General features: G+C 39.2%; 21 protein-coding genes. 18 read left to right on the top strand and 3 right to left on the bottom strand.

Features of this window, described 5'->3' with window-relative positions:
* Positions 1-6: 6 nt before the first annotated feature.
* Entirely contained in the window at positions 7-435 is a 429-nt protein-coding gene (locus tag E0H79_RS07675) for a low molecular weight protein-tyrosine-phosphatase (protein ID WP_131261305.1), read from the bottom strand.
* Positions 435-1,538, bottom strand: coding sequence for a polysaccharide biosynthesis/export family protein (locus E0H79_RS07670; RefSeq protein ID WP_131261304.1), 1,104 nt, complete (start codon positions 1,536-1,538; stop codon positions 435-437). The genes E0H79_RS07675 and E0H79_RS07670 overlap by 1 nt, the downstream gene beginning before the upstream one ends.
* A gap of 317 nt (positions 1,539-1,855) precedes the next feature.
* Here E0H79_RS07670 and tviB point away from each other — a divergent pair, with 317 nt between their 5' ends.
* From tviB to galE, 17 genes are all read left to right on the top strand, one after another.
* On the top strand, positions 1,856-3,154 hold the full coding sequence (tviB, locus tag E0H79_RS07665; RefSeq protein ID WP_131261303.1) for a Vi polysaccharide biosynthesis UDP-N-acetylglucosamine C-6 dehydrogenase TviB: 1,299 nt from the start codon (positions 1,856-1,858) through the stop codon (positions 3,152-3,154).
* Between the two features lie 30 nt (positions 3,155-3,184).
* The gene (locus tag E0H79_RS07660; RefSeq protein WP_131261302.1) at positions 3,185-4,129 is read left to right on the top strand and encodes a Gfo/Idh/MocA family protein; all 945 of its coding nucleotides are present in this window, start codon (positions 3,185-3,187) and stop codon (positions 4,127-4,129) included.
* A 14-nt stretch (positions 4,130-4,143) separates the two neighbouring features.
* The gene (wbpD, locus tag E0H79_RS07655) at positions 4,144-4,731 is read left to right on the top strand and encodes a UDP-2-acetamido-3-amino-2,3-dideoxy-D-glucuronate N-acetyltransferase (RefSeq protein WP_131261301.1); all 588 of its coding nucleotides are present in this window, start codon (positions 4,144-4,146) and stop codon (positions 4,729-4,731) included.
* Complete coding sequence (locus E0H79_RS07650) at positions 4,728-5,819, top strand: DegT/DnrJ/EryC1/StrS family aminotransferase (protein ID WP_131261300.1); 1,092 nt, start codon at positions 4,728-4,730, stop codon at positions 5,817-5,819. Before wbpD ends, E0H79_RS07650 begins: the two co-directional genes overlap by 4 nt.
* Positions 5,812-6,921, top strand: coding sequence for a glycosyltransferase (locus E0H79_RS07645; RefSeq protein WP_131261299.1), 1,110 nt, complete (start codon positions 5,812-5,814; stop codon positions 6,919-6,921). The genes E0H79_RS07650 and E0H79_RS07645 overlap by 8 nt, the downstream gene beginning before the upstream one ends.
* On the top strand, positions 6,922-8,085 hold the full coding sequence (locus E0H79_RS07640; protein WP_131261298.1) for a glycosyltransferase: 1,164 nt from the start codon (positions 6,922-6,924) through the stop codon (positions 8,083-8,085).
* A complete protein-coding gene (locus tag E0H79_RS07635) occupies positions 8,078-9,382 on the top strand; it encodes a flippase (protein ID WP_131261297.1) in 1,305 nt (434 codons plus the stop codon). Before E0H79_RS07640 ends, E0H79_RS07635 begins: the two co-directional genes overlap by 8 nt.
* On the top strand, positions 9,372-10,568 hold the full coding sequence (locus tag E0H79_RS07630; RefSeq protein WP_131261296.1) for a glycosyltransferase: 1,197 nt from the start codon (positions 9,372-9,374) through the stop codon (positions 10,566-10,568). Before E0H79_RS07635 ends, E0H79_RS07630 begins: the two co-directional genes overlap by 11 nt.
* Positions 10,569-11,837, top strand: a complete 1,269-nt coding sequence (locus E0H79_RS07625; protein WP_131261295.1) for an O-antigen ligase family protein — start codon at positions 10,569-10,571, stop codon at positions 11,835-11,837.
* A complete protein-coding gene (locus E0H79_RS07620; protein WP_131261294.1) occupies positions 11,831-12,442 on the top strand; it encodes a sugar transferase in 612 nt (203 codons plus the stop codon). Before E0H79_RS07625 ends, E0H79_RS07620 begins: the two co-directional genes overlap by 7 nt.
* Positions 12,435-13,091 (top strand): NeuD/PglB/VioB family sugar acetyltransferase, encoded by a 657-nt coding sequence (locus tag E0H79_RS07615; RefSeq protein ID WP_131261293.1) that lies wholly within the window; start codon positions 12,435-12,437, stop codon positions 13,089-13,091. Before E0H79_RS07620 ends, E0H79_RS07615 begins: the two co-directional genes overlap by 8 nt.
* Positions 13,092-13,129: 38 nt before the next feature.
* Entirely contained in the window at positions 13,130-14,305 is a 1,176-nt protein-coding gene (locus E0H79_RS07610; RefSeq protein ID WP_131261292.1) for a DegT/DnrJ/EryC1/StrS family aminotransferase, read from the top strand.
* Positions 14,306-14,563: 258 nt separating this feature from the next.
* Complete coding sequence (locus tag E0H79_RS07605) at positions 14,564-16,438, top strand: nucleoside-diphosphate sugar epimerase/dehydratase (RefSeq protein ID WP_131261291.1); 1,875 nt, start codon at positions 14,564-14,566, stop codon at positions 16,436-16,438.
* 88 nt (positions 16,439-16,526) lie between these two features.
* Positions 16,527-17,408: a UTP--glucose-1-phosphate uridylyltransferase GalU gene (gene galU / locus E0H79_RS07600; RefSeq protein ID WP_131261290.1), complete on the top strand. Its 882-nt coding sequence runs from the start codon at positions 16,527-16,529 to the stop codon at positions 17,406-17,408.
* Positions 17,409-17,713: 305 nt separating this feature from the next.
* Positions 17,714-18,982: a nucleotide sugar dehydrogenase gene (locus E0H79_RS07595; RefSeq protein ID WP_131261289.1), complete on the top strand. Its 1,269-nt coding sequence runs from the start codon at positions 17,714-17,716 to the stop codon at positions 18,980-18,982.
* Positions 18,982-20,703 (top strand): glucose-6-phosphate isomerase, encoded by a 1,722-nt coding sequence (pgi, locus tag E0H79_RS07590; protein WP_131261288.1) that lies wholly within the window; start codon positions 18,982-18,984, stop codon positions 20,701-20,703. Before E0H79_RS07595 ends, pgi begins: the two co-directional genes overlap by 1 nt.
* Positions 20,696-21,718 (top strand): UDP-glucose 4-epimerase GalE, encoded by a 1,023-nt coding sequence (galE, locus tag E0H79_RS07585; RefSeq protein ID WP_131261287.1) that lies wholly within the window; start codon positions 20,696-20,698, stop codon positions 21,716-21,718. Before pgi ends, galE begins: the two co-directional genes overlap by 8 nt.
* Positions 21,719-21,810: 92 nt before the next feature.
* Here the strand turns inward: galE and E0H79_RS07580 are convergent, their stop codons facing one another.
* Positions 21,811-23,181: a phosphomannomutase CpsG gene (locus E0H79_RS07580; RefSeq protein WP_131261286.1), complete on the bottom strand. Its 1,371-nt coding sequence runs from the start codon at positions 23,179-23,181 to the stop codon at positions 21,811-21,813.
* Positions 23,182-23,394: 213 nt separating this feature from the next.
* Between E0H79_RS07580 and E0H79_RS07575 the strand changes: the two genes are divergently transcribed.
* On the top strand, positions 23,395-24,633 hold the full coding sequence (locus E0H79_RS07575) for a hypothetical protein (protein WP_131261285.1): 1,239 nt from the start codon (positions 23,395-23,397) through the stop codon (positions 24,631-24,633).
* The last annotated feature ends 133 nt before the right edge of the window (positions 24,634-24,766 follow it).

Genomic DNA, 24,766 nt, shown 5'->3' with positions numbered 1-24,766 from the left:
AAGAAACTAGATATATTTTTTCCAGTCGGCAATGCAGGCTTGAATTAATGTGCAGGTTTCATCAAATATGGCTTGATCGTGCTGATATGGGTCAGCGACGTTTTTACTTTGCCAGTGCCCCAATCTAAAGGTTTTGCCTTTGGCAAAGGGCCAAGTTTGTTCCACATGCTTTTGTTGATTTTGGCTCATAACCAAAATCAGATCGGCTTTTTTAATCAGCTCTGCATTGAGTTTTTTTGCTACGTGTGGACTCATGTCGATGCCGTGACGTTGCATACATAAACGGGCTTTATCATCGGCTGCATGACCCACCAAGCCTGAAATACCCGCAGATTCAATATGTAAGTGTGGATATTGCTCTTTTAAAAAGTATTCTGCCATGGGGCTACGGCAAATATTGCCGATACATACCACCAAAATGTTATTAATTTTCATTAGTTCCCCAAACGATCTAGGTTATATAAAGCATTTGAGAATGGAATAATTTGATTCACCACACGTTGCCAGCGTGCCAAGCCTGATGCATCGACATAGACAATATCATTGCTGCGCATTTTAAACTGATTGGCTAAGCCAAAGTCGGCAATACTGGTTAAATCCATGTGATAGACTTCGGTATGTGTTGCATTGGGCTGACTGCGTACCACATAAATTTTACTACGGCTGGCAGACAGTGGGTTTAAGCCCAAGCTTTCACCCAATACATCGCTTAAGCTCATGCCTTGTTCACGCATTGGTAGGGCTTGATTATTATTAGATTCCCCCATGACATAAATTTTTTGATTCTCACGTGCATTTACATAAATGGTATCATTGGGCTGAATCAATAAATCGTGTAGAGAGTAGCCAGACTTTTCTAACTCTAGAGTATTTAACTGGTAGCTTTTCCCATCTCTAATAAGCGTTAATGAGGTTTTATTCCCTGTTTCAGTGTTAATTCCACCCGCTATTCCAATGGCGGCATAAAGACTAATAGGCTGATCGTTCAAAAAAAATCGACCACTTTGTTGCACATTTCCTTGAACAGAAAAATATTTACCTTGGTAAGATAAGACCCGCACAATCACGTCTGGGGTTTTTAGGTAACGTGCCAATTGCCCGCGTAATTCATGGTTGACTTGTGCTAAAGATTTCCCTGCAGCTTTGTAACGCCCGATAATCGGAAACTGAATATATCCACTTTGATCAATCTGATAACCATTTGCTTGCGCGGATTGATTGTTGCTAATACTAGATGATTGAGGGGTGATTTCAGGATATGCCCATAAATAAATAGAGAGAATATCGCCTGAACTTAAAGTGTATTGACGCTGTCGTGTATTAAATAAATGCGCATAGTCTTGTTGAATATTGTGTACGGCAGGCTGCACCGCAAGCATTGAGTCTTGGGTGAGTTTAATCACATTGACTGCTGTACCCAAGTCGGTGGTGTAAACCCCTTCACGAGGTAAGTCGTAGGTTTGTAAACCAGAGGTGACAGCGCACCCCGTAGTGACAATGCCACATGCCAATAAAACAGCCAGTTGAAAGTGTCGCACGCGAGATTCCATTATTAATTTTTTAAAATCTTTTAAAATAAATTGTTGTCATTTTACCGAACTTGTAAAATAGGTACATAGCAATTTGTAATCATTTTGCATATTTGGTCAGAACCTTAAAGCAAAACAAGATAAACCTTAAAAATTATGAATTTATTTTAAATAAAAAAAGTGAATATTCACAAAAACTATACATTGCGATCTGTTTCAAATAATTTGAGCACAAATCACAATAGAAATTTCATGAATTTCTGCTAGTATCCTTGCCGAAAGATCCATTCTTCATAAAATACAGATATAAATTTAAAGGCGCTCAAATGCTACAACTCTCTGAACTAAAAATTGCCGTTATTGGTTTAGGCTATGTCGGTTTACCTTTGGCAGTTGAATTCGGAAAAAAAATGCCAGTGGTTGGTTTTGATATTCACCAAAAACGCATACAAGAATTACAAAGTGGAGAAGATCACACTTTAGAAGTGTCGCCAGAAGAACTTAAACAAGCGACACATTTAAGCTATTCAGCCAATTTAGATGACTTAAACAGCTGCAATTTTTTTATTGTAACAGTGCCAACCCCTGTAGATGCAGTCAATCGTCCTGATTTAACTCCTTTAAGAAAAGCCAGTGAAACATTGGGTAAGGTGTTAAATAAAGGAGATGTTGTCGTTTATGAGTCTACGGTATACCCAGGTGCTACAGAAGAAGTATGTATTCCAGTCTTAGAACAAGTATCTGGCTTAAAATTCAATCAGGACTTTTTTGCAGGCTACAGCCCAGAGCGGATTAACCCAGGCGACAAAGTAAATACCCTGACGAAAATTAAAAAAATTACCAGTGGCAGTACCCCAGAAATTGCTACTCTTGTAGACCAAGTCTATGCCAGCATTATTACTGCAGGCACACATAAAGCATCAAGCATTAAAGTGGCTGAAGCAGCCAAAGTCATTGAAAATACTCAGCGTGATTTAAATATTGCTTTGGTGAATGAGCTTTCGGTAATTTTCTCACGTATTGGTATTGATACTTTAGATGTGTTGGAAGCCGCAGGGAGTAAGTGGAACTTTTTACCTTTCCGCCCAGGTCTAGTGGGAGGGCATTGTATTGGGGTCGATCCGTACTATTTAACCCATAAAGCAGAGGAGGTTGGTTATCATCCGCAAGTGATTTTGGCGGGTCGCCGTATTAATGACAATATGGCACGTTATGTTGCACGTGCCACCATTAAAAGAATGGTGAAAAATAATATTGATGTGACCAAAGCCACTGTTGGTATTTTAGGTATCACTTTTAAAGAAAACTGCCCAGATATTCGTAACAGTAAAATTGTAGATGTAATTAAAGAGTTCGATCAATGGGGCATTAAGGTTGCAGTGTGTGACCCTTGGGCCGATGCCGAAGAAGTCAAACATGAATATGGAATTGACTTAGTTCAGGTAGATGCTGAACACCCTGTGGACAGTTTAGTCGTTGCTGTGGGACATAATGAGTTTCGTGCTTTGAGTCCTGAACAGTTACGTGCCTATGTTAAAGCAGAACAACCTGTATTGACCGATGTAAAAAGCTTGTTTAATCGTGATGAAATGACAGCACAAGGTTTTACCGTATTCCGTTTATAAGATTCACCCAAAATAGATTGTAGTAAAAATATGAAAAAATTTGCCCTGATTGGTGCAGCAGGTTATATCGCACCACGTCATTTAAAAGCAATTAAAGAAACAGGCAATACTTTGTCTGTAGCAATGGATGTTAACGACTCTGTTGGTATTATGGACAGCCACTTTCCTGAAGCTGAATTTTTTACCGAATTTGAAGAGTTTGAAGCCTATGTAGAGGATCAAAAACTTAAAGGTGAAAAGCTAGATTATGTTGCGATTTGCTCACCAAACTATTTACATGCGCCACACATGAAATATGCTTTAAAAAATGGCATAGATGTTATTTGTGAAAAGCCATTGGTATTGAATTCAGAAGATTTAAACCTTTTATCTGAATATGAAAAACAGTATGGTGCAAAAGTAAACTCGATTTTACAGCTACGTTTGCACCCTTCTATTATCGCGTTGCGTGATAAAGTTCAGGCTGCACCTGCAGGTAAAATTTTTGATGTAGATTTAACGTATTTAACCTCACGTGGTAAGTGGTATTTAAAATCATGGAAAGGGGTAGATAATAAATCGGGTGGCGTAGCAACCAATATTGGTGTGCATTTTTATGACATGCTACATTTTATTTTTGGCAAAATTGTGAAAAATGAAGTGCATTATCGTGATGAAAAAACCGCATCAGGTTATTTAGAATATGAGCGTGCTCGTGTACGCTGGTTTTTGTCTATTGATGCCAAAAATTTACCAGAAAATGCGGTACAGGGTGAAAAATTAACCTACCGTAGTATTACCATTGAAAATGAAGAGCTTGAATTTTCAGGTGGTTTTACAGACTTGCACACCCAAAGTTACCAACGTATTTTGTCTGGTAAAGGGTATGGCGTAGAAGAAAACCGTGCAGCAATTGAAACGGTTGAAGTGATTCGTGTTGCTCCAGTTGTTGAAAATCCAAGCAACCCGCATCCTCTATTAGTAAAAGTAAAATAATAAGGCAGAATACGATGAGTTTTTATCAACATGAAAGTGCAATTGTAGATGAGGGTGCTCAAATTGGTGAGAACTCTCGTGTTTGGCATTTTGTGCATGTTTGTGGCGGTGCCAAAATTGGACAAGGCGTATCTTTAGGCCAGAATGTTTTTGTGGGCAATAAGGTCGTGATAGGTGATCATTGCAAAGTACAAAATAATGTTTCGGTGTATGACAATGTCACGCTTGAAGAAGGGGTATTTTGTGGGCCGAGCATGGTTTTTACCAATGTATATAACCCACGCTCACTGATTGAACGTAAAGATGAATACCGTAATACTCTTGTAAAAAAAGGTGCGACTTTGGGTGCAAATTGTACCATTGTGTGTGGTATTACAATTGGTGAATATTCATTTGTGGGTGCAGGTGCAGTGGTAAATAAAGATGTACCAGCCTATGCACTGATGGTTGGTGTGCCTGCCAAGCAAATTGGTTGGATGAGTGAGTTTGGTGAACAATTGGATTTGCCATTAGAGGGTGAAGCACAAGTTGTATGTGAGCATACAGGGGCGCTTTACCGACTGAAGGGTAAGGTTGTAACAAAAGAGCAGGTTGCAGCATGATTGAATTTATTGATTTAAAAGCTCAGCAGTCACGTATTAAAGCTGAAATTGATGCAGGTATTCAGCGAGTATTAGCACATGGTCAGTATATCTTAGGGCCAGAAGTTGCAGAACTAGAAGAAAAGTTAGCGGCTTATGTGGGCGCTAAATATTGTATTACTTGTGCCAATGGTACAGATGCTTTGCAAATTGCCCAAATGGCATTTGGCATAGGGCCTGGAGATGAAGTCATTACCCCAGGTTTTACCTATATTGCAACAGCAGAAACTGTGGCAGTGTTGCGTGCGACACCAGTTTATGTAGATGTGAACCCAAAAACCTACAACTTAGATGTAGAAAAACTAGAAGCAGCCATTACACCACGCACTAAAGCAATTATTCCAGTAAGTCTGTATGGACAATGTGCTGATTTTGATGCAATTAATGCAATTGCTGCGAAGTATAATATTCCTGTTATTGAAGATGCAGCGCAAAGCTTTGGTGCAACCTATAAAGGCCGTAAAAGTTGTAATTTGACTACAGTTGCTTGTACAAGTTTCTTCCCAAGTAAGCCTTTAGGTTGCTATGGGGACGGTGGTGCGATTTTTACCAACGATGAAGAGCTTGCAAAAGTGATTCGTCAGATTGCACGTCATGGGCAAGACCGTCGTTATCATCATATTCGTGTTGGGGTAAACAGTCGTTTAGATACCTTGCAAGCGGCTATTTTATTGCCAAAACTAGCAATTTTGGACGATGAAATGCAGGCGCGTCAGCATGTGGCGGATACTTATAGCAAACTATTAAACGAAGCAGGTATTTTAACAACTCCATTTATTGAAGTGCATAATCAAAGTGCTTGGGCACAATATACGATTCAGGTGGAAAATCGCAGCGAGGTTCAGGAAAAGTTAAAAGCTCAAGGTATTCCAACTGCTGTGCATTATCCGATTCCGTTAAATAAGCAGCCTGCTGTAGCAGATGATAATGCAGTTTTACCTATAGGAGATTTGGTCGCTGAACGTGTAATGAGTTTGCCGATGCATCCTTATTTGACTGTTGAAGCGCAAGAGAAAATTGTAAGCTCATTTGGAGCTCTACATGACTAATAATGAAGAATTACGTGTTTTATTAGTAAGTGATATGGGTAAAGTTGGAGGAACAGAAATAGCTACTTATATCACAGCCAAAGAGCTGAAATCATATGTTCAAGATGTTTATGTCTTGGGTAAGAAAGGCCCTTTATCTGAATCGATTAATCAATTAGATATTAAACAGTTTGATGTAATATCTCATACGAAAAATCCAATAAAAATATTGCAATACATATTAAAAGTTATTTATGTGGTAAATAAATACCATGTTAATGTGATACATGCACAAATGGCTAGGCCTATACCTATGTTATGGGTGGCTAAATTTTTTTCAAAAAATAAAAATCCAAAAATATTCTGGACATCTCGAGGGTTAAATCACTCAACTTATAAATATGTTGTACCTTTATTTAATAGAATGGATATTAGAGGGTTGGGTAATTGTAAATTAGAACAAAAAAAATTAATTCGATATGGATTTGAACCATTACGTACTTCATATGTTTATAATGCTTATCGATTAAATCCAGATACTGCACCTAAAGAAAAATTGTCTAAAAATTTTATTACAGTTGGGACGTTATCGGCTTTAAGAGCTGATAGGTGTGTGGATTTATTTTTAGAAATAGCCAAATATATAAAAGAGTCCAAAGAATTTCCGCAAAATATTCAGTTTATTATTGGTGGTGATGGACCGCATAGAAAAGAATTGGAATGTTTAGCTGAGAATATGAATATTCAACATAAAATCAGCTTCATGGGCAATATTGTGGATGTTGAAGATTTCATGCAAAAGGTAGATGTTTTTGTTAGCCCTATTGTTGTAGATGGTGATTCTGGTGCAGGGGTATCTAATGCAATTGTAGAAGCAATGCTAACAAAAACTCCAGTATGTGCTTATGCTGCTTCAGCTATTGGTGAAATTGTGATTAATAACCAAACGGGTCATTTGGTTGAGCCGCGAAATACTGAAGCTATGGCAAAAGCAATTTTGCAAACGATTGAGGATAAAGAGCAAACTCAAGTATATGTAGAAAATGCTTATGATTTGATTATAAAGGAATGTGATCCTCAAAATTATGCGAAAAAATTAATTTCTTTATACAAGGAATTATAAATGCATGTTTTGATTTTACCATCTTGGTATCCATTAAATAACGAAGACTTAAATGGTTGTTTTTTCAGAGAGCAGGCACATGCTTTGTCGAGAGCAGGGATGCGAGTTGGTGTTATTGCTCCGCAGTTTAGGTCTTTAAGACAGGGTGTTAAGGCAATTACAGGAAGTTATGCAACAGAAATTTGGATGGATAATAATATTCCAACCTATTTTAAACATGGTGTATTTTGTTTTCCTAAAGTGCCATATTTAGATCTACATAGATGGGTAAAAGCAGGTCTAAAGCTTTTTGAAAGATATATTAAAGAGCAAGGGGAGCCTGATGTTATCCATGTACATAGTTTATTATTGGCAGGACCATTAGCACTTGAAATATATAAAAAATATAATATACCTTATTGCGTTACTGAACATAGTACTACATTCGCTCGTGAATTAGTTTCCCCTTGGCAGTGGGCTTTACTGAGAGAGTCGGAAAATTTTGCAAGCCACCTCAGTGCTGTAAGTAACGAATTTTGTTTACTTTTAAAGCAAAAATTAAGTGGAAAAGAATGGGAGTTTTTACCAAACTTATTGGATCGAAAGTTTGCTGAAGAAATACCCATATTAAAAAAAGATAATCAATTTTGTGCTGTAGGTTGGATGCAATCGAAAAAAGGTTTTGATATTTTACTGAAAGCTTTTTCTATATTGTATAAGGAAAAACCTGAAGTTAAATTAATATTAGGTGGTGATGGTCCCGAAAGAGAAAATTTACAAAAATTAGCTAAAATCCTAAATATTGAAGAAGCTGTCACATTTGCAGGAGCATTGCCTAGAGAGAGCGTGCGGCTACTTATGGCAGAAAGTGCATGTTTTGTTCTTTCTAGTCATGTAGAAACATTTGGTGTTGTTGTGATTGAGGCATTATCACAGGGTACACCTGTTGTTGCTACTAAATGTGGTGGTCCAGAATCCATTATAGTTTCTGGAGATGGGATATTAGTTGAAGTTGCGGATGCGAATGCTTTAGCTCAAGCTATGAAAGAAGTAGGGGAAAATCCTGAATTATACGATTCCGACTCCATTCGACAAAGATGCTTAGAGCGTTTTTCAGAAAAAGCTTTTATTTCCAGAGTAAAAGAAATATATAAGCACTGTATTGCAGAGAGTATCAATGCTTAAACTAGTTTCAACGACTTTTTTTAGACAGATATTTGCAGGTCTTTGTCAAATTTTAACTTTGATTATAATTGCTCGTACTTTAAATGTAGTGGGAATGGGACAGTATACATTAGCAATTCTAATACCCTCTTTATTATCTCAAATTCTAAGTTTTGGCTTGCAAAGTGCTAATATTTTTAGTGTTGGTAGAAAAAAGGTAAAAGAAACAGAGGTATTGTATGTGAACTTACTAAGTTTGCTGATGATATCAATTATAGGCACAATAGGTTGTTGTGTTTTTTTATTTTTTTATGCTAACTGGGCCTTTCCTCAAATACCAGTAGATTTACTATATCTAGCAACATTATCATTAATTCCCTTAACGTTTACTACAGTATTGCCTTCAATATTACAAGCAACTCAAAAGTTTAATATTTTTAATATTATTTGTATTCTACAACCTGTGCTTATGCTTCTAGTTACCTTGGGTGTAGTAATATTTTATTCCGATATTTTAAGTATGCTTTATGCTTATACTCTTGCTAATTTTATTACATTTTTTATCGTTATAATTGTTTTATTGAAAAATATTGAGATTAAAGCCTACTCATTAATAAAATTCTATAAGGAATTTATGGGTTATAGTGTTAAATCTCATCTGAGCAATATTGTAACTTTATTGAACTATCGTTCTTCTTTGTTTATATTAGGTTTTTTCACTTCACCCTCTTTAGTTGGTATATACACTGTAGGCTTACAATTGGTAGAGAAATTATGGTTACCATCCCAAGCTGTGAGTACTATATTTTTACCTAAAATAACTCATAATTTAAATGAAGAAAATTCTAAAGATTTGGCAAAATCGACTATAGATATTGCAAGAATAACTCTGTTTTTTACGTTCTTATTAGGTTTTATTTTTTCATTACTCTTGCCTATTTTGATAAATGTATTTTTTGGTGTTGAATATATTCAGTCTATAGTAGTGGCATTATTATTACTCCCAGGTATATTAGCTTGGACCCCGTCTAGGATTTTAGCTAATGACTTAGCAGCTCGGGGGTTGGCAAATATTAATTTGCATAATGCTTGTTGGGTATTGCTAATTAATGTGATTTTAAGTCTGTTTTTAATTCCTTATTTGGGTGTTAAGGGAGCAGCTATAGCTACCTCAATAGCTTATTTTTCTGATTTTTTATTACGTGCATATGCATTTAATAAAGTAACTGGTGTGAAAGTTATTAGAAACCTAATACCTCAATCAACTGATTTGCAAGTTGTTAAAAATTCAATTAAAGGATTGAGAAATGCTAATTAAAAAACATATTCTGATAGTTGCACCTTATATTACATTTCCAAATGAACCTGGAGCCAATCGTTTTATCGCTGTTGCTAAAAAATTGAGTCAAAAATATAGTGTAACTCTTGTCACGAGTAAATTTTGTCATATTTTAAAGTCTATTCGTGCTCAAAATCCAAACATGCAAGATTTTAAAGTTATTTTGATTGATGAACCTGGTTATCAAAAAAATGTATCTTTTAAAAGATTGTTAAGTCATCATATTTTTTGTAAAAAATTTGAACAATTTCTGGCCTCATATAATCAACCTATTGATCTGGTATATTCAGCTTACCCGCTAATCAAAACTAATTATATTTTAGGGAGATATAAAAAAAAATATGGATATAAATTAGTTATTGATGTACAGGATATATGGCCAGAAGCAATATCAGGACCAATTCCTATATTCTCAAATGTTATAGTTCAAAAAATATTATCTCCTATTACTAGATATGCAAATACCACCTATAGTTTGGCTGATGGTTTAGTCGCAGTTTCAAAAACATATTTAAAAAGAAGTGATGTCAAAAATCTTGACGATAATTTAAAAAAAGTCGTCTATATCGGTGCAGATAGTTTACATTTTGAAAAATATAATAAAGAGCGAAAATCACCCAAAATTATTGCAACATATATAGGTACAATGGCGGGTAGTTACGATCTTGATACGGTAGTAAAAGCTGCAGCTTTATGTCATGAGTTCGTTCAAATACAATTTATAGGTACAGGACCTCATGAACAGAATCTTAAAACATTGAATACAGAGCATGGCAATTATATTAGATTTTTGGGTTCCCTTACTTACGATAATGCCATGAAAATCTTAATGTCTTCAGACATTGCTATAAATCCTATTAAAGCTACATCTCAAGCAACTATAACGAATAAGCTTTCTGATTATTTTTGTTGTGGATTGCCAATTATAAGCTGCCAAGAATCTGAAGAAGTTAAGGAGTTATTAGCTTTAGGCGGTGGAGTGCAATATTGTGCAAATAATGCTGCCGATTTAGCTAAAAAGTTAATTAGGTTATCACAAGATCGTGAAACTTTAGAGAAAATGTCCTTAGTAAATCAAAATATTGCAAAAAAAAGATTTCTAAGAGATATTTCTTATAATGAAATTTCTCATTTAGTTGATAAATTAATTCTTAGTGAAAAATAGATGAAAATAACTCAGCATCAATTATATGGATTATTGCTTTATATTAGTTCTAGCTTAATCCTATTAGGACCATTTTTATCTACAAAATTAGGTATTCCTCGGCTTGATACTGCTCTCATGCCCCTATTTTTTATACTAACTGTAACCCTCATATTTTTTAATAAATTTAGTAGAGATACTTTTATTATTTTAGTATTGTTACTTATCATGTGTTTATTTTCATTTAATGCCTTGATACTTAATTTCACTATTGAAAATATATTAGATTATTCTTTTTTTTATTTTTTTATTTCTTTATTTCTTTATGGGGTTGTATATTTTAAAGATAATTATTTGATAAAAATTAGGCAGTTTTTGTTTTTTTTATCTTTAATTACTTTGATAGGATTCTTTTTAGAGCTGATTTTTAAAGTTCAATTGGTTGTTGGTAATAAAGAGTTAGAAGTATCAGAAGGTGCTTTTAAGGGTTTTTTCTTTAATACTAATGACCAAGCTGTAATTTCGACCTGTTTTAGTGCATTAATTGCTTTCTTTTTTATTCTAGATGAAAATAATCGAAAAATTAAAAGTTTGGGTTATTTTTTAGTATTACTATTGGGTGTGGTTATTTTTGTTAGTGCATCACGTGCTGCTATTTTGGGATATGCAGCAATTCTTTTTTTAGTATTATTCTTAAACTCAAAATCTTATATTAAGTTTTTATATTCTACTTTAGGTGTAATATTTTCTTTTTTTCTCTTTAATCCTAATTTTTTAATACCAGTTTTTAATTTTTTAATTAAATTTAGTTGGTTAGAGCGCTCTATAGTCAGACTTGAATTAGCTATATTTGCTTTAGATGAGGATAATTCAGTCAGTTATAGGGCTGAGATTTATCAAAAGTTTTTTGAAAATTTTAAAATTTTATGGATTGGGTATGGTCCACGAAACTATGAAGGTTATTTTAATTTAAACCCTTTAAGTTATTCATTAGGGTATAGAAATCCTCATAGTTTTTTTATGGAAATGTATTTAGCATTCGGTCTTTTTTCTTTTATTGCTTTATTAAGTTTAATTTTTTTATCTTCTTGGATATTATTAAAAAATATTTTTTTAACTTTAAATCAAAAAATATTTTTTATATTTAGTCTAATTTTGTTTTGTTGGCTCGTATGGATTCCTTCATCTATACTTAGACTACCATTTATATGGTGTCTGATACTTTTTATAGTAATTTATTCTATACATCATAAACGTACTCATCTAAATACTTCGAGTTCAAAATGCTAAAACGCCTCCTCGATATTATTATTGCTTCTATTGCCTTGATTTTACTGTCACCGTTGTATTTTTATGTGGCACATAAAGTGAAAAAAAACCTAGGTTCGCCTGTTTTATTTCGTCAGGTACGCCCGGGTTTACACGGCAAACCTTTTGAAATGATTAAATTTCGCAGTATGAAAGACGCGGTAGATGCACAAGGCAACCTCTTACCAGACAGTGAGCGATTAACTCCGTTTGGTAAAATGCTGCGTTCTAGTAGTTTGGATGAAATGCCAGAATTATGGAACGTCATTAAGGGCGATATGAGCATAGTCGGACCACGCCCACTACTCATGGAATATTTACCGCTATATAACCAAGAACAAGCCAAACGTCATTTAGTCCGCCCAGGCATGACAGGGTATGCACAGGTAAATGGACGTAATGCCATTAGTTGGGAAGAAAAATTTAAACTTGATACGTGGTATGTAGAAAATCAGTCGATTTGGTTAGATTTTAAAATTATGCTGAAAACGGTAGAAAAAGTGCTCGCTAAAGATGATATTAACGAAGCAGGCGAAGCGACCATGACTAAATTCACGGGTACAAAATCGGATCAACAGCATGACTGAACTATATGCAGTATATGGTGCCTCTGGCTGTGGGCGTAGCTTGATGCCAGTGGCAAGAGCCCAATTAAAACGTTTGGGAAATCCTGCTGAAATTGTTTTTATAGATGATAACTTGGTTGTAGAAACTATAATCAATTCGCATCGTGCCATGAATTATGCGGCATTTAAAGAACACCCAGCGACTCTAAAACAGGTGTTGATTGCGATTGCCAATAGTCAAGTACGTGAAAAAATTTCAATACAGCTTGAACAAGATGCAATTGAGCTCTGGAGTGTTCAGGCAGATAATGTCATGCTGATGGATGAGGTTGAAATTGGCGCAGGTGCAGCACTCAGCCCTTATGTGAGCATTACCTCAAATATAAAAATTGGTAAATGCTTTCATGCCAACTTGTATAGCTATGTAGAACATGATTGTGTGATTGGTGACTTTGTGACTTTTGCCCCAGGTGTTCAGTGTAATGGCAATATTCATATTCATGACCATGCTTACATTGGTGCGGGTGCGGTGATAAAACAAGGTACGCCAGACCAACCTTTAATTATTGGTCGGGGTGCGGTGGTTGGTATGGGCGCAGTAGTGACTAAAAGTGTACCTGCAGGTGTGACGGTTGTGGGTAACCCTGCGCGACTGTTGAAAAAGAACTAATTTTTAAGACGAATACGATTAATATTCTAGGATAAAGCATGCTAAATACTGCATTTGAACCATGGCCAAGCTTTACTCAACAAGAGGCAGATGCCGTATCTCAAGTTTTACTCTCCAACAAAGTCAACTACTGGACAGGGCAAGAATGCCGCGAATTTGAAAAAGAATTTGCGCAATTTGCGCAAACCCAATATGCCGTGGCACTTGCCAACGGTACTGTCGCTTTAGATGTTGCACTCAAAGCCTTGAACATTGGTGCGGGTGATGACGTGATTGTCACTTCACGCACCTTTTTAGCGTCGGCAAGCTCCATTGTTACAGCAGGTGCCAACCCCATTTTTGCAGATGTAGAGCTCGATTCACAAAACATTTCTGCCCGTACCATTGAAGCGGTACTGACTCCAAATACCAAAGCCATTATTTGTGTGCATTTGGCAGGGTGGATGTGTGATATGGACCCGATTATGCAATTGGCAAAAGAAAGGGGTCTGTATGTGATTGAAGACTGTGCACAAGCACATGGTGCGATGTACAAAGGCAAATCTGCAGGTTCAATTGGACATATTGGTGCGTGGTCTTTCTGTCAGGACAAAATTATGACCACAGGTGGCGAAGGCGGTATGGTTACCACCAACGATGAAAACCTATGGAAAAAAATGTGGTCGTACAAAGACCACGGTAAAAATTACGACAGCATTTATCACAAACAACATCCACCGGGTTTCCGCTGGTTACATGACTCATTTGGCACCAACTGGCGCATGATGGAAATGCAAGCCGTGATTGGACGTATACAATTACAGCGCATGCCTGAATGGACACAAAAACGTACCGAGCATGCACAGCGCATTTTGGCAGCCTTTCAGGACAGTCCATATTTTACTGTGCATTACCCAGACAGCGACTATGTACATGCCAATTACAAGTGCTATGTGCAGGTGAATAGCGAACACTTACCTGCAGGCTGGTCACGTGATCGTATCATGGAGGAAATTAATGCTCTGAATGTACCTTGTTTTAGTGGTTCATGCTCAGAAGTGTATTTGGAGCATGCTTTTGATGGCACCGCATGGCGACCTGCACAGCGTTTGGTCAATGCACAGCAATTAGGCGAAACCAGTTTAATGTTCTTGGTTCATCCAAATTTAAGCAATGACAGTATCACAAAAACTATTGCGGCAATTCAGCAGGTGATACAAAAGATGGCAGGCTAAGCCATACTTATGATGCAGCCCCCAAGTGGTGATCTTCATCTTGCGATAGGGCGCAAAGGGCTGCGTTAGGTTGGTTGTTGTAGCTTTGCATCATTCGGCTTTTGCAATGCGATAGAGTCATCTAATCTTTAAACCGAAAATAGAGTAAAATATTGAAAAGTCATATATCTTACTCTGATAAAAATAGTGTGAACTGAGGGTTGTTTTAAGATATCTCATCCAAACCATCCTCAGTAAAAAATTGAGAAGCCTCATTCCGTGAAATCCATTATCGAACCTGCTGTAGAATCCCCCCGCTTAGTCAAACTCGCATTTTTAATGGTGCTGGACTTTTGTGTATTTCCTGTCTTGCTATGGCTATGTTATGCCATCCGCCAGTTTGATTTAGGCGCAGAAGTGGTCCCCAACTTGGCTTTTGGTTCGGTATGGGCGAGTGTGATTGCAGTTGTATCGCTGTTTATTTTTGGGGTGTATCGCTTTATTGTGCGCACCTACAGCGAACTGTTTATGGTCAAACTGGGGTTGGGTACTTCTTTGACTGTGGCAGGGTTGTATGCGCTGGCTTATTTTACCGATGCCTTTATTCCCACTTCTATTCCGCTCATGTTCGGATTTCTCATGTTCGCATGGGTTTGGTTTAGCCGCGGTTTTATTCGCTTTATCGTGCGTTCTTATTTACAAGCCGATGTACAAAAAAAACGTGTGGCGATTTATGGTGCAGGCAATGCAGGACAGCAAATTGCAGCGGCACTATACAATTCCGATGAACACTTACCCGTGATGTTTATTGATGATGATCCGTCACTCACTGGGCAGCAATTGGGGCGTTTAAAAGTCTATGACGCAGACAGCGCATTAAAATTGTTAGCTAAAAAAAATGTCGATGAAATTCTGATTGCGCTGCCTTCTGTAGGACGGATGCGTAAAAGCGAGATCGTCAAATTTTTAGAACCTGCACATATTAAAATTACCGAAATTCCAGGACTGACCAAACTGGTCGATGGTGAAATTCGCGTATCGGATATTCAGGAAGTCGATATTATTGACTTGCTCGGGCGTGACCCTGTGCCGCCTGTACCCGAACTGTTGGCTAAAAATATTCAAGACAAAATGGTCTTGGTCACAGGCGCGGGTGGTTCCATTGGTTCTGAACTGTGTCGCCAAATTGTTAAAAATAAACCCAAAGCTTTGGTAATTTATGAACTGACCGAATTTGCGTTGTATAGCATTGACAAAGAATTACGCTTAAATAGCGATGTCACGATTATCCCGATTTTAGGTTCAGTGCTCGATCAGGCCAAACTAGAGCGAGTGATGGAACAGTATAGGGTTCAAACCGTGTACCATGCGGCTGCTTACAAACACGTGCCGTTGGTAGAATGTAATCCATTGGCAGGTTTGAAAAACAACGCCATTGGTACGGCATTTAGCTTAAATGCAGCGGTCAAAACAGCTGTAGAAACCTTTGTACTCATTTCTACCGATAAAGCCGTGCGTCCGACCAATGTCATGGGGGCGTCTAAACGTATGGCAGAGTTGTATTGTCAAGCGATGGCAGAAGCGCAAGATCAGACCCAAATTAGCATTGTCCGTTTTGGGAATGTTTTGGGATCATCGGGTTCGGTGGTGCCGTTGTTTAAACAGCAAATTGCCAAAGGTGGACCCATTACCGTGACTCATCCTGAAGTCACCCGTTACTTTATGACTATTCCAGAAGCCTCGCAATTGGTGATTCAGGCGGGTGCTTTAGGTCAGGGGGGCGATGTATTCCTGCTGGATATGGGGGAACCTGTACGCATTCAGGACTTGGCCCGTCAAATGATTGCACTGAGTGGTTTAAAAGTACGAGAAACAGGCAGTCAGGAAGGTGATATTGAAATTCAATATTCAGGCTTACGCCCAGGCGAAAAACTTTACGAAGAATTGTTGATTGATGCCGATAATACCGAAGTGACCCAGCACAGTCGTATTTTGCGTTCTTATGAAAAAATGTATCCGTTGGATGAATTGCTGATGGTGTTTGAGCGTATGCATGACTTAACCGCAATTCAAAGTGATATCGACTGGGCTTTAGCACAGCTTGAACACTATGTGGATGGTTATGCCCGTGGTACAGAAGTTAAGGTGAACTAAATTTCAAAAACTAAGTTGAAGTAAGTCAGTTCAACTTGTTGATGAGTAGAATTTAACTAAAAAGTTTGTGTGAAATTAGGTATCTAAGATGATTAAAAAAGCCATTTTACCCGTTGCTGGTTTAGGCACCCGCTTTTTACCTGCCAGTAAATCTATCCCTAAAGAAATGGTGACCGTGGTCGATCGTCCTGCGATTGAATATGTAGTGCGCGAGGCAGTTGCAGCAGGGATTGAGCAAATTATTTTGGTGACTCATTCCTCTAAAGCCTCCATTGAAAACTACTTTGACCGTAACTTTGAGCTAGAAACCACATTAGCACACAAACAAAAACTGGATTTGCTCAAAGAAATTACCGAAATTTTACCTGCACATGTCAGTGTCGTGAGTGTGCGTCAGCCACAGCCTCTCGGTTTAGGCCATGCGGTGCTATGTGCCAAATCTGTAGTAGGCAATGATGCTTTTGCGGTACTGTTACCCGATGTTTTGGTAAAGGATGATGTGGCACAAAATGACTTGGCGCGTATGATTCAGCGTTTTGAGCAAAGCCATGCCGCACAGATTATGGTCGAAGCAGTGCCAGATCATCTGGTCGATCAATACGGTATTGTCGATGTAGCCACAGCACCTGCTGAAGGTGAAAGTACCGTGATGCAGGGCATTGTCGAAAAACCCGCAGTAGGCACGGCACCTTCTAATTTATCGGTGGTGGGGCGTTACGTCTTGCCTGCAGTAATTATGACTTTGCTGGAAAACACCCCTAAAGGGGCAGGCAATGAAATTCAATTGACCGATGCGATTGCCATGTTGCAACAAAACAGTGTGGTCGAAGCTTACCGTATGCAAGGTCAGACTTTTGACTGTGGCAGCAAGTTGGGTTACTTAAAAGCAGTGTTGCATTATGGCGTCGATCATCCAAAATTAGGCGATGATTTTAAAGCCTTGATTCAAGAGTTAAAGATTGAATCTTAAGGGTGAGTTAAGGGGAAAAGATTAGAAAATCCCTCCTAGCCTCCCTTTAAAAAGAGAGGAATATCCCATTACAAAGCCCTTGCTTGTGCGAACCTCCCCCTTTTCAAAGGGGGATTGAGGGGGATTAAAAAAAGGAGAGCCAAATATGGTGAAAACTTTCAATGTTGAAAATCCCTCCTAGCCTCCCTTTAAAAAGGGAGGAACAGTAGGAAAGGATGAAATGTAAAAATCCTTCCTAACCTCCCTTAAATAAAGAGAGGAACCTCATGAAATAAACAGCATCAACCAATACACAGGAACACATTTTGAAAGTCGCAGTCTTTGGAAAAACCCTCTATGCAGGCGTGATGTCTGCACTCTTGGCAGAATGTGGGCATCAAGTCTATTGGTGCGATATCTTTCAGGATGCTGCGCATCCACTAGAACAGCAACATCTCAGTTTTCAAGACCAAGCCTTGAGCCTGTTATTACAACAACAATGCAGCAAGGGCTTTTTACACTATTGTGATTTTGCTGCATTGCCTTTAGATGTGGATGTGTATTTACTCAGTTTGAACCCGACTGAAGAAGCACACGCCTTAACCGTTTTGGGGCAGTTGCAACAACGTCCGATCATTCACCCTAAATTGATGATCAATGCCTCGACTTTGGGTTTAAATGGCACACAGCGCCTGCAAAAAATCTTGCCACAAGATGACTGGATGTATTTGCCCGACATGATTCAAGAGGGCAATGCCATTCAAAGTATGACCCGCGCACAGCAACTCACGGTGGGTTGTGAAAATGAACGTGCACAAGTCAAACTCAAAGAATTACTCCGCCCCTTATTCCCACGTGCGCAGCAATATCTGTTTATGCCTGTGTTGGATGCAGAATTTACCAAACTGAGTATTTCAGGCATGTTGGCGACTCGTATCAGTTATATCAATGACTTGGCAGTGGTGGCAGAAAAACTAGGGATTGATATTGAACATGTGCGACAGGGTATGGCAGCAGATAGCCGTATTGGTGCATCGTATATGTACCCCGGTGCAGGGTTTGGTGGTGAAAACTTTAGTCATGATATTCAGACTCTGGCCAGTACCGTCTCCACCACAGGGGTGAAAAGTCAGCTGTTGGCGCAGGTCTGGGACATTAACGAACAACAAAAAGAACTCTTGTTTAGAAAGTTGTGGAATTATTATCAGGGCGATTTAAACGGCAAAACTGTGGCTATTTGGGGCGCAGCCTTTAAAGAAAATACCGCAAGGGTGCAACATTCGCCCATTCATGTGATGTTGCCTGCGTTGTGGGCGCAGGGTGTGACGGTCAAATTGCACGACCCACAAGCCTTGCCTGAAATTGTGGCACAGTATGGTCAGCGCGATGATCTAATTTTATGTACAGACCAATATCAAGCCGTCGAAGGTGCATCGGCATTATGTGTGCTGACCGCGTGGAAACAATATTGGAGTTTGGATTATCCAACTTTGTTGCAGCAGATGCAGCATCCGCTGATTTTGGATGGTCGTAATATTTATGATCCTGAATTTGTGAAGGCACAAGGTTTTGCTTATATGGGAGTCGGTCGCTAATGATTCGTAGCACAATGCCACAGACGCAAAGTTCGATCTCTCCAAATGACAATGCCTTGCCGCAGTTACAACAATTGCAGCATCAGTTTCAGCAACTGCATTTAAATCAGCTGTTTGCTCAAGATCCGCAGCGTTTTCAGCGTTTCTCGGTGGCTTTGGACAGTGTGCTGTTTGACTATAGCAAGCATCGGATTGATGCCAAGGTGTTGCAGACCTTGGTTCAGTTTGCCAAGCAGAGTCAGCTTGCTGAATGGATTGGACGTTTATTTTCAACGGCAACTGGCTCAGAGAAAATCAACTATACCGAACAGCGCGATGCGATGCATTGGGCCTTGCGTTTGCCTGCGCCTAGCACAGCAGCAAGCGCTTCCGAACAGACCGATGCCTACGCTGCATTGACTGAGCAAGTCCATACCCAGCTTGAGCGTATGTATGCCTTGGTGGAAAAAATTCATGCAGGCCAATACCGTGGTGCCACTGGTGAAGTGATTCAGGATGTGGTCAATATTGGTGTGGGTGGCTCAGATTTAGGCCCGTTGATGGTGACCCAAGCCTTATCTGATTTTAAAGTGGCAACTGAAAAACCACTGAATGTACATTTTGTATCCACTATGGATGGCAGTCAGCTATCCGAATTGCTGCATCGTCTACGTCCTGAAACGACCTTGTTTATTATTTCGTCCAAGTCTTTTGGTACGATTGATACCTTATCCAATGCGCAAACGGTGAAACAATGGCTAGAAAAGGCTTTGGGTACACATGCGCAAATTCTGAAACATCACTTTATTGGGGTATCCACCAAAGCCGATAAAATGACTGCTTGGGGCATTTGCCCTGAAAATCAGCTCTTGCTTTGGGATTGGGTGGGTGGTCGCTATTCGTTATGGTCGTGTATTGGCTTACCGATTGCCCTGACCATTGGCGTTGCGGGTTTTCAGCGGTTTTTAGCAGGTGCACATGCGGTTGATCAGCATTTTCAAAATGCTGCATTTGATCAGAACATCCCAGTGCTGATGGGTTTGCTGGGGGTGTGGAATAATAACTTCCTGAATATTCAGACTCATGCGGTGTTGCCTTATGATGGACGTTTAAAATACTTCGCTTCGTATTTACAGCAATTAGAAATGGAATCTAATGGCAAGTCGATTCAGCGTAATGGCGAGGCGGTTAGCTTGGATACCTGCCCGATTGTTTGGGGTGAGGTTGGGCCGAATGCACAGCATGCGTTCTATCAATTGTTGCACCAAGGGACACATGCGGTCAGCTGTGATTTTATTGCCCCTGTGCAGCGTTATAATGCCAATCAATTTACCTATGCGGAAAATGCTGAGGCTTTGGTAGAGCAGCATCATTTGGCCTTGTCCAACTGCTTGGCGCAGTCGCGGCTTTTGGCCTTTGGTAATCAGGCCTTAGATCAGCAGGAATTAGAGGGCTTAGCGGCATATAAGCAGTACAGTGGTAATCAGCCAAGTAGCAGTATTTTATTGCAAGAACTCAATCCGTATAGCTTAGGCATGTTGATTGCTTTGTATGAACACAAAGTCTTTGTACAATCGGTGCTGTGGAATATCAATCCCTTTGACCAATGGGGCGTAGAAAAAGGTAAGGAAATTGCCAATCAGCTTTTGCCTATTTTAAATGGGCAGCAACAGGATTTATCGGCACTCGATGCATCGACTCAAGGTTTATTAAAAATTTTATTAGGAAAAATAGATGGCTAATGTTTTAGTAACAGGCGGTGCGGGCTATATTGGTTCACATACCTGTGTCGAGTTGCTGAATGCAGGGCACAGCGTGGTGGTGCTAGATAATTTGTCCAATAGCTCGGCAGAGTCATTGGCGCGGGTGCAGCAACTGACGGGCAAAACCTTGCAGTTTATTCAGGGTGATATTCGTGATGCTGCTGCTTTGGATGCTGTGTTTGCTGCACATCAAATTGATGCGGTGATTCATTTTGCAGGACTCAAAGCAGTGGGAGAAAGCCAACAAATTCCATTGAGCTATTTTGATAACAATATTGCGGGCTCAATTAGCTTGATCCAGGCGATGCAACGCGCGCATGTCTTTAAACTGGTGTTTAGTTCATCGGCTACAGTATATGACGAATCCAATATTTCGCCGTTGAATGAAGAGATGCCAACGGGTATGCCAAGCAATAACTATGGCTATACCAAGCTGATTGTGGAGCAGCTTTTACAAAAAGCAGCCCTTGCTGATGCACGTTGGTCGATTGCGCTATTGCGTTATTTTAATCCTGTGGGGGCACATAAAAGTGGCTGCATTGGCGAAGACCCACAAGGTATTCCAAATAATTTAATGCCTTATGTCACCCAAGTGGCGGTGGGACGTCGTGAAAAACTGTCAATTTTTGGGCAGGATTATCCCACGCCAGATGGTACTGGTGTGCGCGATTATATTCATGTGGTCGATTTGGCCAACGCGCATTTATGTGCCTTGAATAACCGTTTGACTGCCCAGGGTTGCCGTGCTTGGAATATTGGTACGGGTAATGGAATTTCGGTGCTGCAAGTGAAGAATACTTTTGAACAGGTCAATGGTGTGCAGATTCCATTTGAGTTTGCACCACGTCGTGAAGGCGATGTTGCGACCTCTTTTGCAGATAACAGCCGTGCTGTGCAAGAACTGGGCTGGACACCACAATATGCTTTAGAAGATATGTTGGCCGATAGCTGGAACTGGCAAAAGCAGAATCCGAATGGTTATCGTCAAGATTAATCATTCTAGCCATACACTCAGCCACAAAGTTTAGGGCATAAAAAATGGGAGTCAGTTTTGACTCCCATTTTTTATTACTTTGATTTTTCAGATTAGGCTTGAATGAGTTGCGTCAACTCATCCACATAGTCCTGCATCGGGCGTGGATTGTGGCCACGACGGCTTTCAATATTTAAGCGCAATAAAGGCTCGGTATTTGACGCACGCACATTAAAACGCCATGCCCCAAAGTCAAGACTCACGCCATCGGTTTGGTCAATTGCTGGGTTTTGGCTAGCATAATGCTCAAAGATTTTTTGGATGGTGGCTTGAGTATCGGCCACTTTAAAGTTAATTTCCCCCGAACATGGGAATTTGGCAATCATTTCTTCGACTAGATTTGATAGCGATTCTCCTGTTTCAGACAACACAGAAAGCACCAATAACCAAGGAATCATGCCGCTGTCACAATAGGCAAAATCACGAAAATAGTGGTGTGCACTCATTTCACCGCCGTAAACAGCATTGTGTTCACGCATTACATCTTTAATAAAGGCATGCCCAGATTTAGATTGAATCGCTTCACCCTGATATTGAGCGACCACATCAAAGGTATTCCAGACTAAACGTGGGTCATGCACGATTTTCTCACCTGCTTGTTTGAGTAAAAATGCCTGTGCCAATAAGCCGACAATATAATAGCCTTCAATAAATTGGCCTTTTTCATCGAATAAGAAACAGCGGTCAAAGTCACCATCCCACGCAATGCCCATGTCGGCTTGATGCTCTAATACGGTATTGCGGGTGCTATCACGGTTTTCCACTAAAATTGGGTTCGGGATACCATTGGGGAAAGTACCATCGGCATCATTGTGAATTTTGACAAACTCAACAGGGATATTCAGAGCTTTGAATTTTTGCTCAATCGCATCGACCACATGTCCTGCAGCGCCATTGCCTGCATTCATGACCAGTTTCATTGGGCGAATTTTGCTAGGCTCGATATAAGTCATTAAATGGTCAATAAATTGAGGCAAAATATTGTAGCTTTGAGTGCTACCTTTGTGCTCAACTGGGGTAAATTCGCCCGATTCTGCCAAAGCCTGAATGTCTTTTAGGCCGGTATCGGCACTAATCGGACGTGCATTTTCACGTACCAGTTTCATGCCGTTGTAGTCCATGGGGTTATGGCTGGCAGTTACTTCAATGCCACCTTGCACGTCTAAATGAAAGGCTGCGAAATAGACTTCTTCTGTGCCTGTCATTCCCAAGTCGAGCACATTGACCCCTGCATCATTTAAACCACGAATGGTGGCCTGCTTTAAGCCTTCGCTGCTAAGACGAATATCGCAACCAATCGCAACGGTTTTGGGTTGGTAAATTTGTCCGTAAGCACGACCAATTTTATAGGCAATCTCTTCATTGAGTTCTGTGCCCAATTTTCCGCGAATGTCATAGGCTTTAAAACAGGTTAATGTGCTCATGTATTGTCCTAAATATTTGGAAAAATCGTATTGCTGCCTATGATAATCGAACTATGTGTAATGTGCTGTATAGAATGGAAGATCAATTGCTTGAAGATGTTTCAGGTCAAAGACTATGGATGAGAAAAGATGTGGTGATGGGCAAAGATGTTTTTAATGAGTAAGAAGTTGGTTAAAATACGGCTCAGACTTATGTGTTCGATATGATTGAAGATGGAATTACAGAAAAGTACTTTAGAGCCAGAGCAGAAACTTTCTGCGCCACAGAAAAAATTTCAGAAATTATGCCAAAAAATTGAGCAGGAACAGCTACGTTTGAATGAATGGCAGACCGCACAAGCCGATATTCAGGCACGTGCCAGCCGTGAAATTTTACCGACTTATGCGCAATTGCGTGAAGTTATATTTCAGCAAATTCAACAATTGCTTCAGCAAAAACAACAAAAAGTGACGGCAGCCCAGCAAACTAAGCTGGATCAAAAAATTGAGCAACTCAGTTTACAACTTTTGGATTCGCAGCAGATGTCTACCGAACAAGTTCAGTTTTTAACAGAATTGCTGAACAGTTATGGGCATCATATTGAATTGCTAGACACAGATGATGTGGATTTAAGATCTGAAGCTAAAACAGCAACAGAGTCAGAAGACGAAAATGTTGAACAATGTGAACAAAATAGTTTTGAACATGATGAGTCTGAACAAGAGCGCTTGGCACAGCTCAAGCTAGAAAGTTTGAAGCATTTTCTTTGTGAAGAATATGACCTAGATCTAGATTTTTTTGATTTTCAGCATGATCCATTAGATTTAGATGACTTTATAAAAAAATTTGAACAAAAAATGCAAGAACAAGAGGAGCTGGATTTTTTAAGTCAGTTGAGTAGTGCGCAAAAAGCTTTTGCCGAACAGCAAATTGCCCGTGAAAAAGCCAAAGCAGCAAAAAAACAGCAACAGCGTGAAGAAGCCAAGAAACTAGCAAATCAGTCCATTAAAGCGATTTACTTAAAAATTACAGCGTGGATTCACCCAGATCGTGAGCAAGATGAGCAGAAAAAACAAGAAAAAACCGTATTGATGCAGCAAGCCAATCAGGCTTATGAAGCCAATGATTTATTGACATTGTTAAATTTGCAAATTCAGTTGGGTCAGCAGCATAATTTGTCTTTCGCCAATCAACAATTAAAAGCGTATAACCTGCTTTTAGAAGAACAGTTAGAAACTTTGCAAATGCAAGTAGATGACATTATTTACTCTTTTAATTGGAGTCAGTTTTTATATTCTAACCGTAAAATTAAAGTGCAGGATTTGTATCGAAAATATGAGCAAGACTATCGACATGTTCAACAAAAATTAGCTCGAGCGCAAGAGATACTGGAAAAATATCAAGACCTTAAACAATTAAAGCAATTGATGCGCAGTCAATATGTGTGGGAAATGCATGCTGTGATGATGTAGACATATTGAGGTTTGGCTTTGAATGTTTATGCAAAAAGTAGTCTTTATTTACAATATTCCTTTTGAGTGAATCCAAGTTATGCTCAGGTTGGGCCGTTCGGCTACTATTCTGAAATGACACCTTTGTCCGTTA

Origin of the sequence: Acinetobacter sp. ANC 5045 (assembly GCF_004331005.1) — a bacterium.
Lineage (GTDB): Bacteria > Pseudomonadota > Gammaproteobacteria > Pseudomonadales > Moraxellaceae > Acinetobacter > Acinetobacter towneri.
This window is presented reverse-complemented; position numbering and strand designations above follow the sequence as displayed.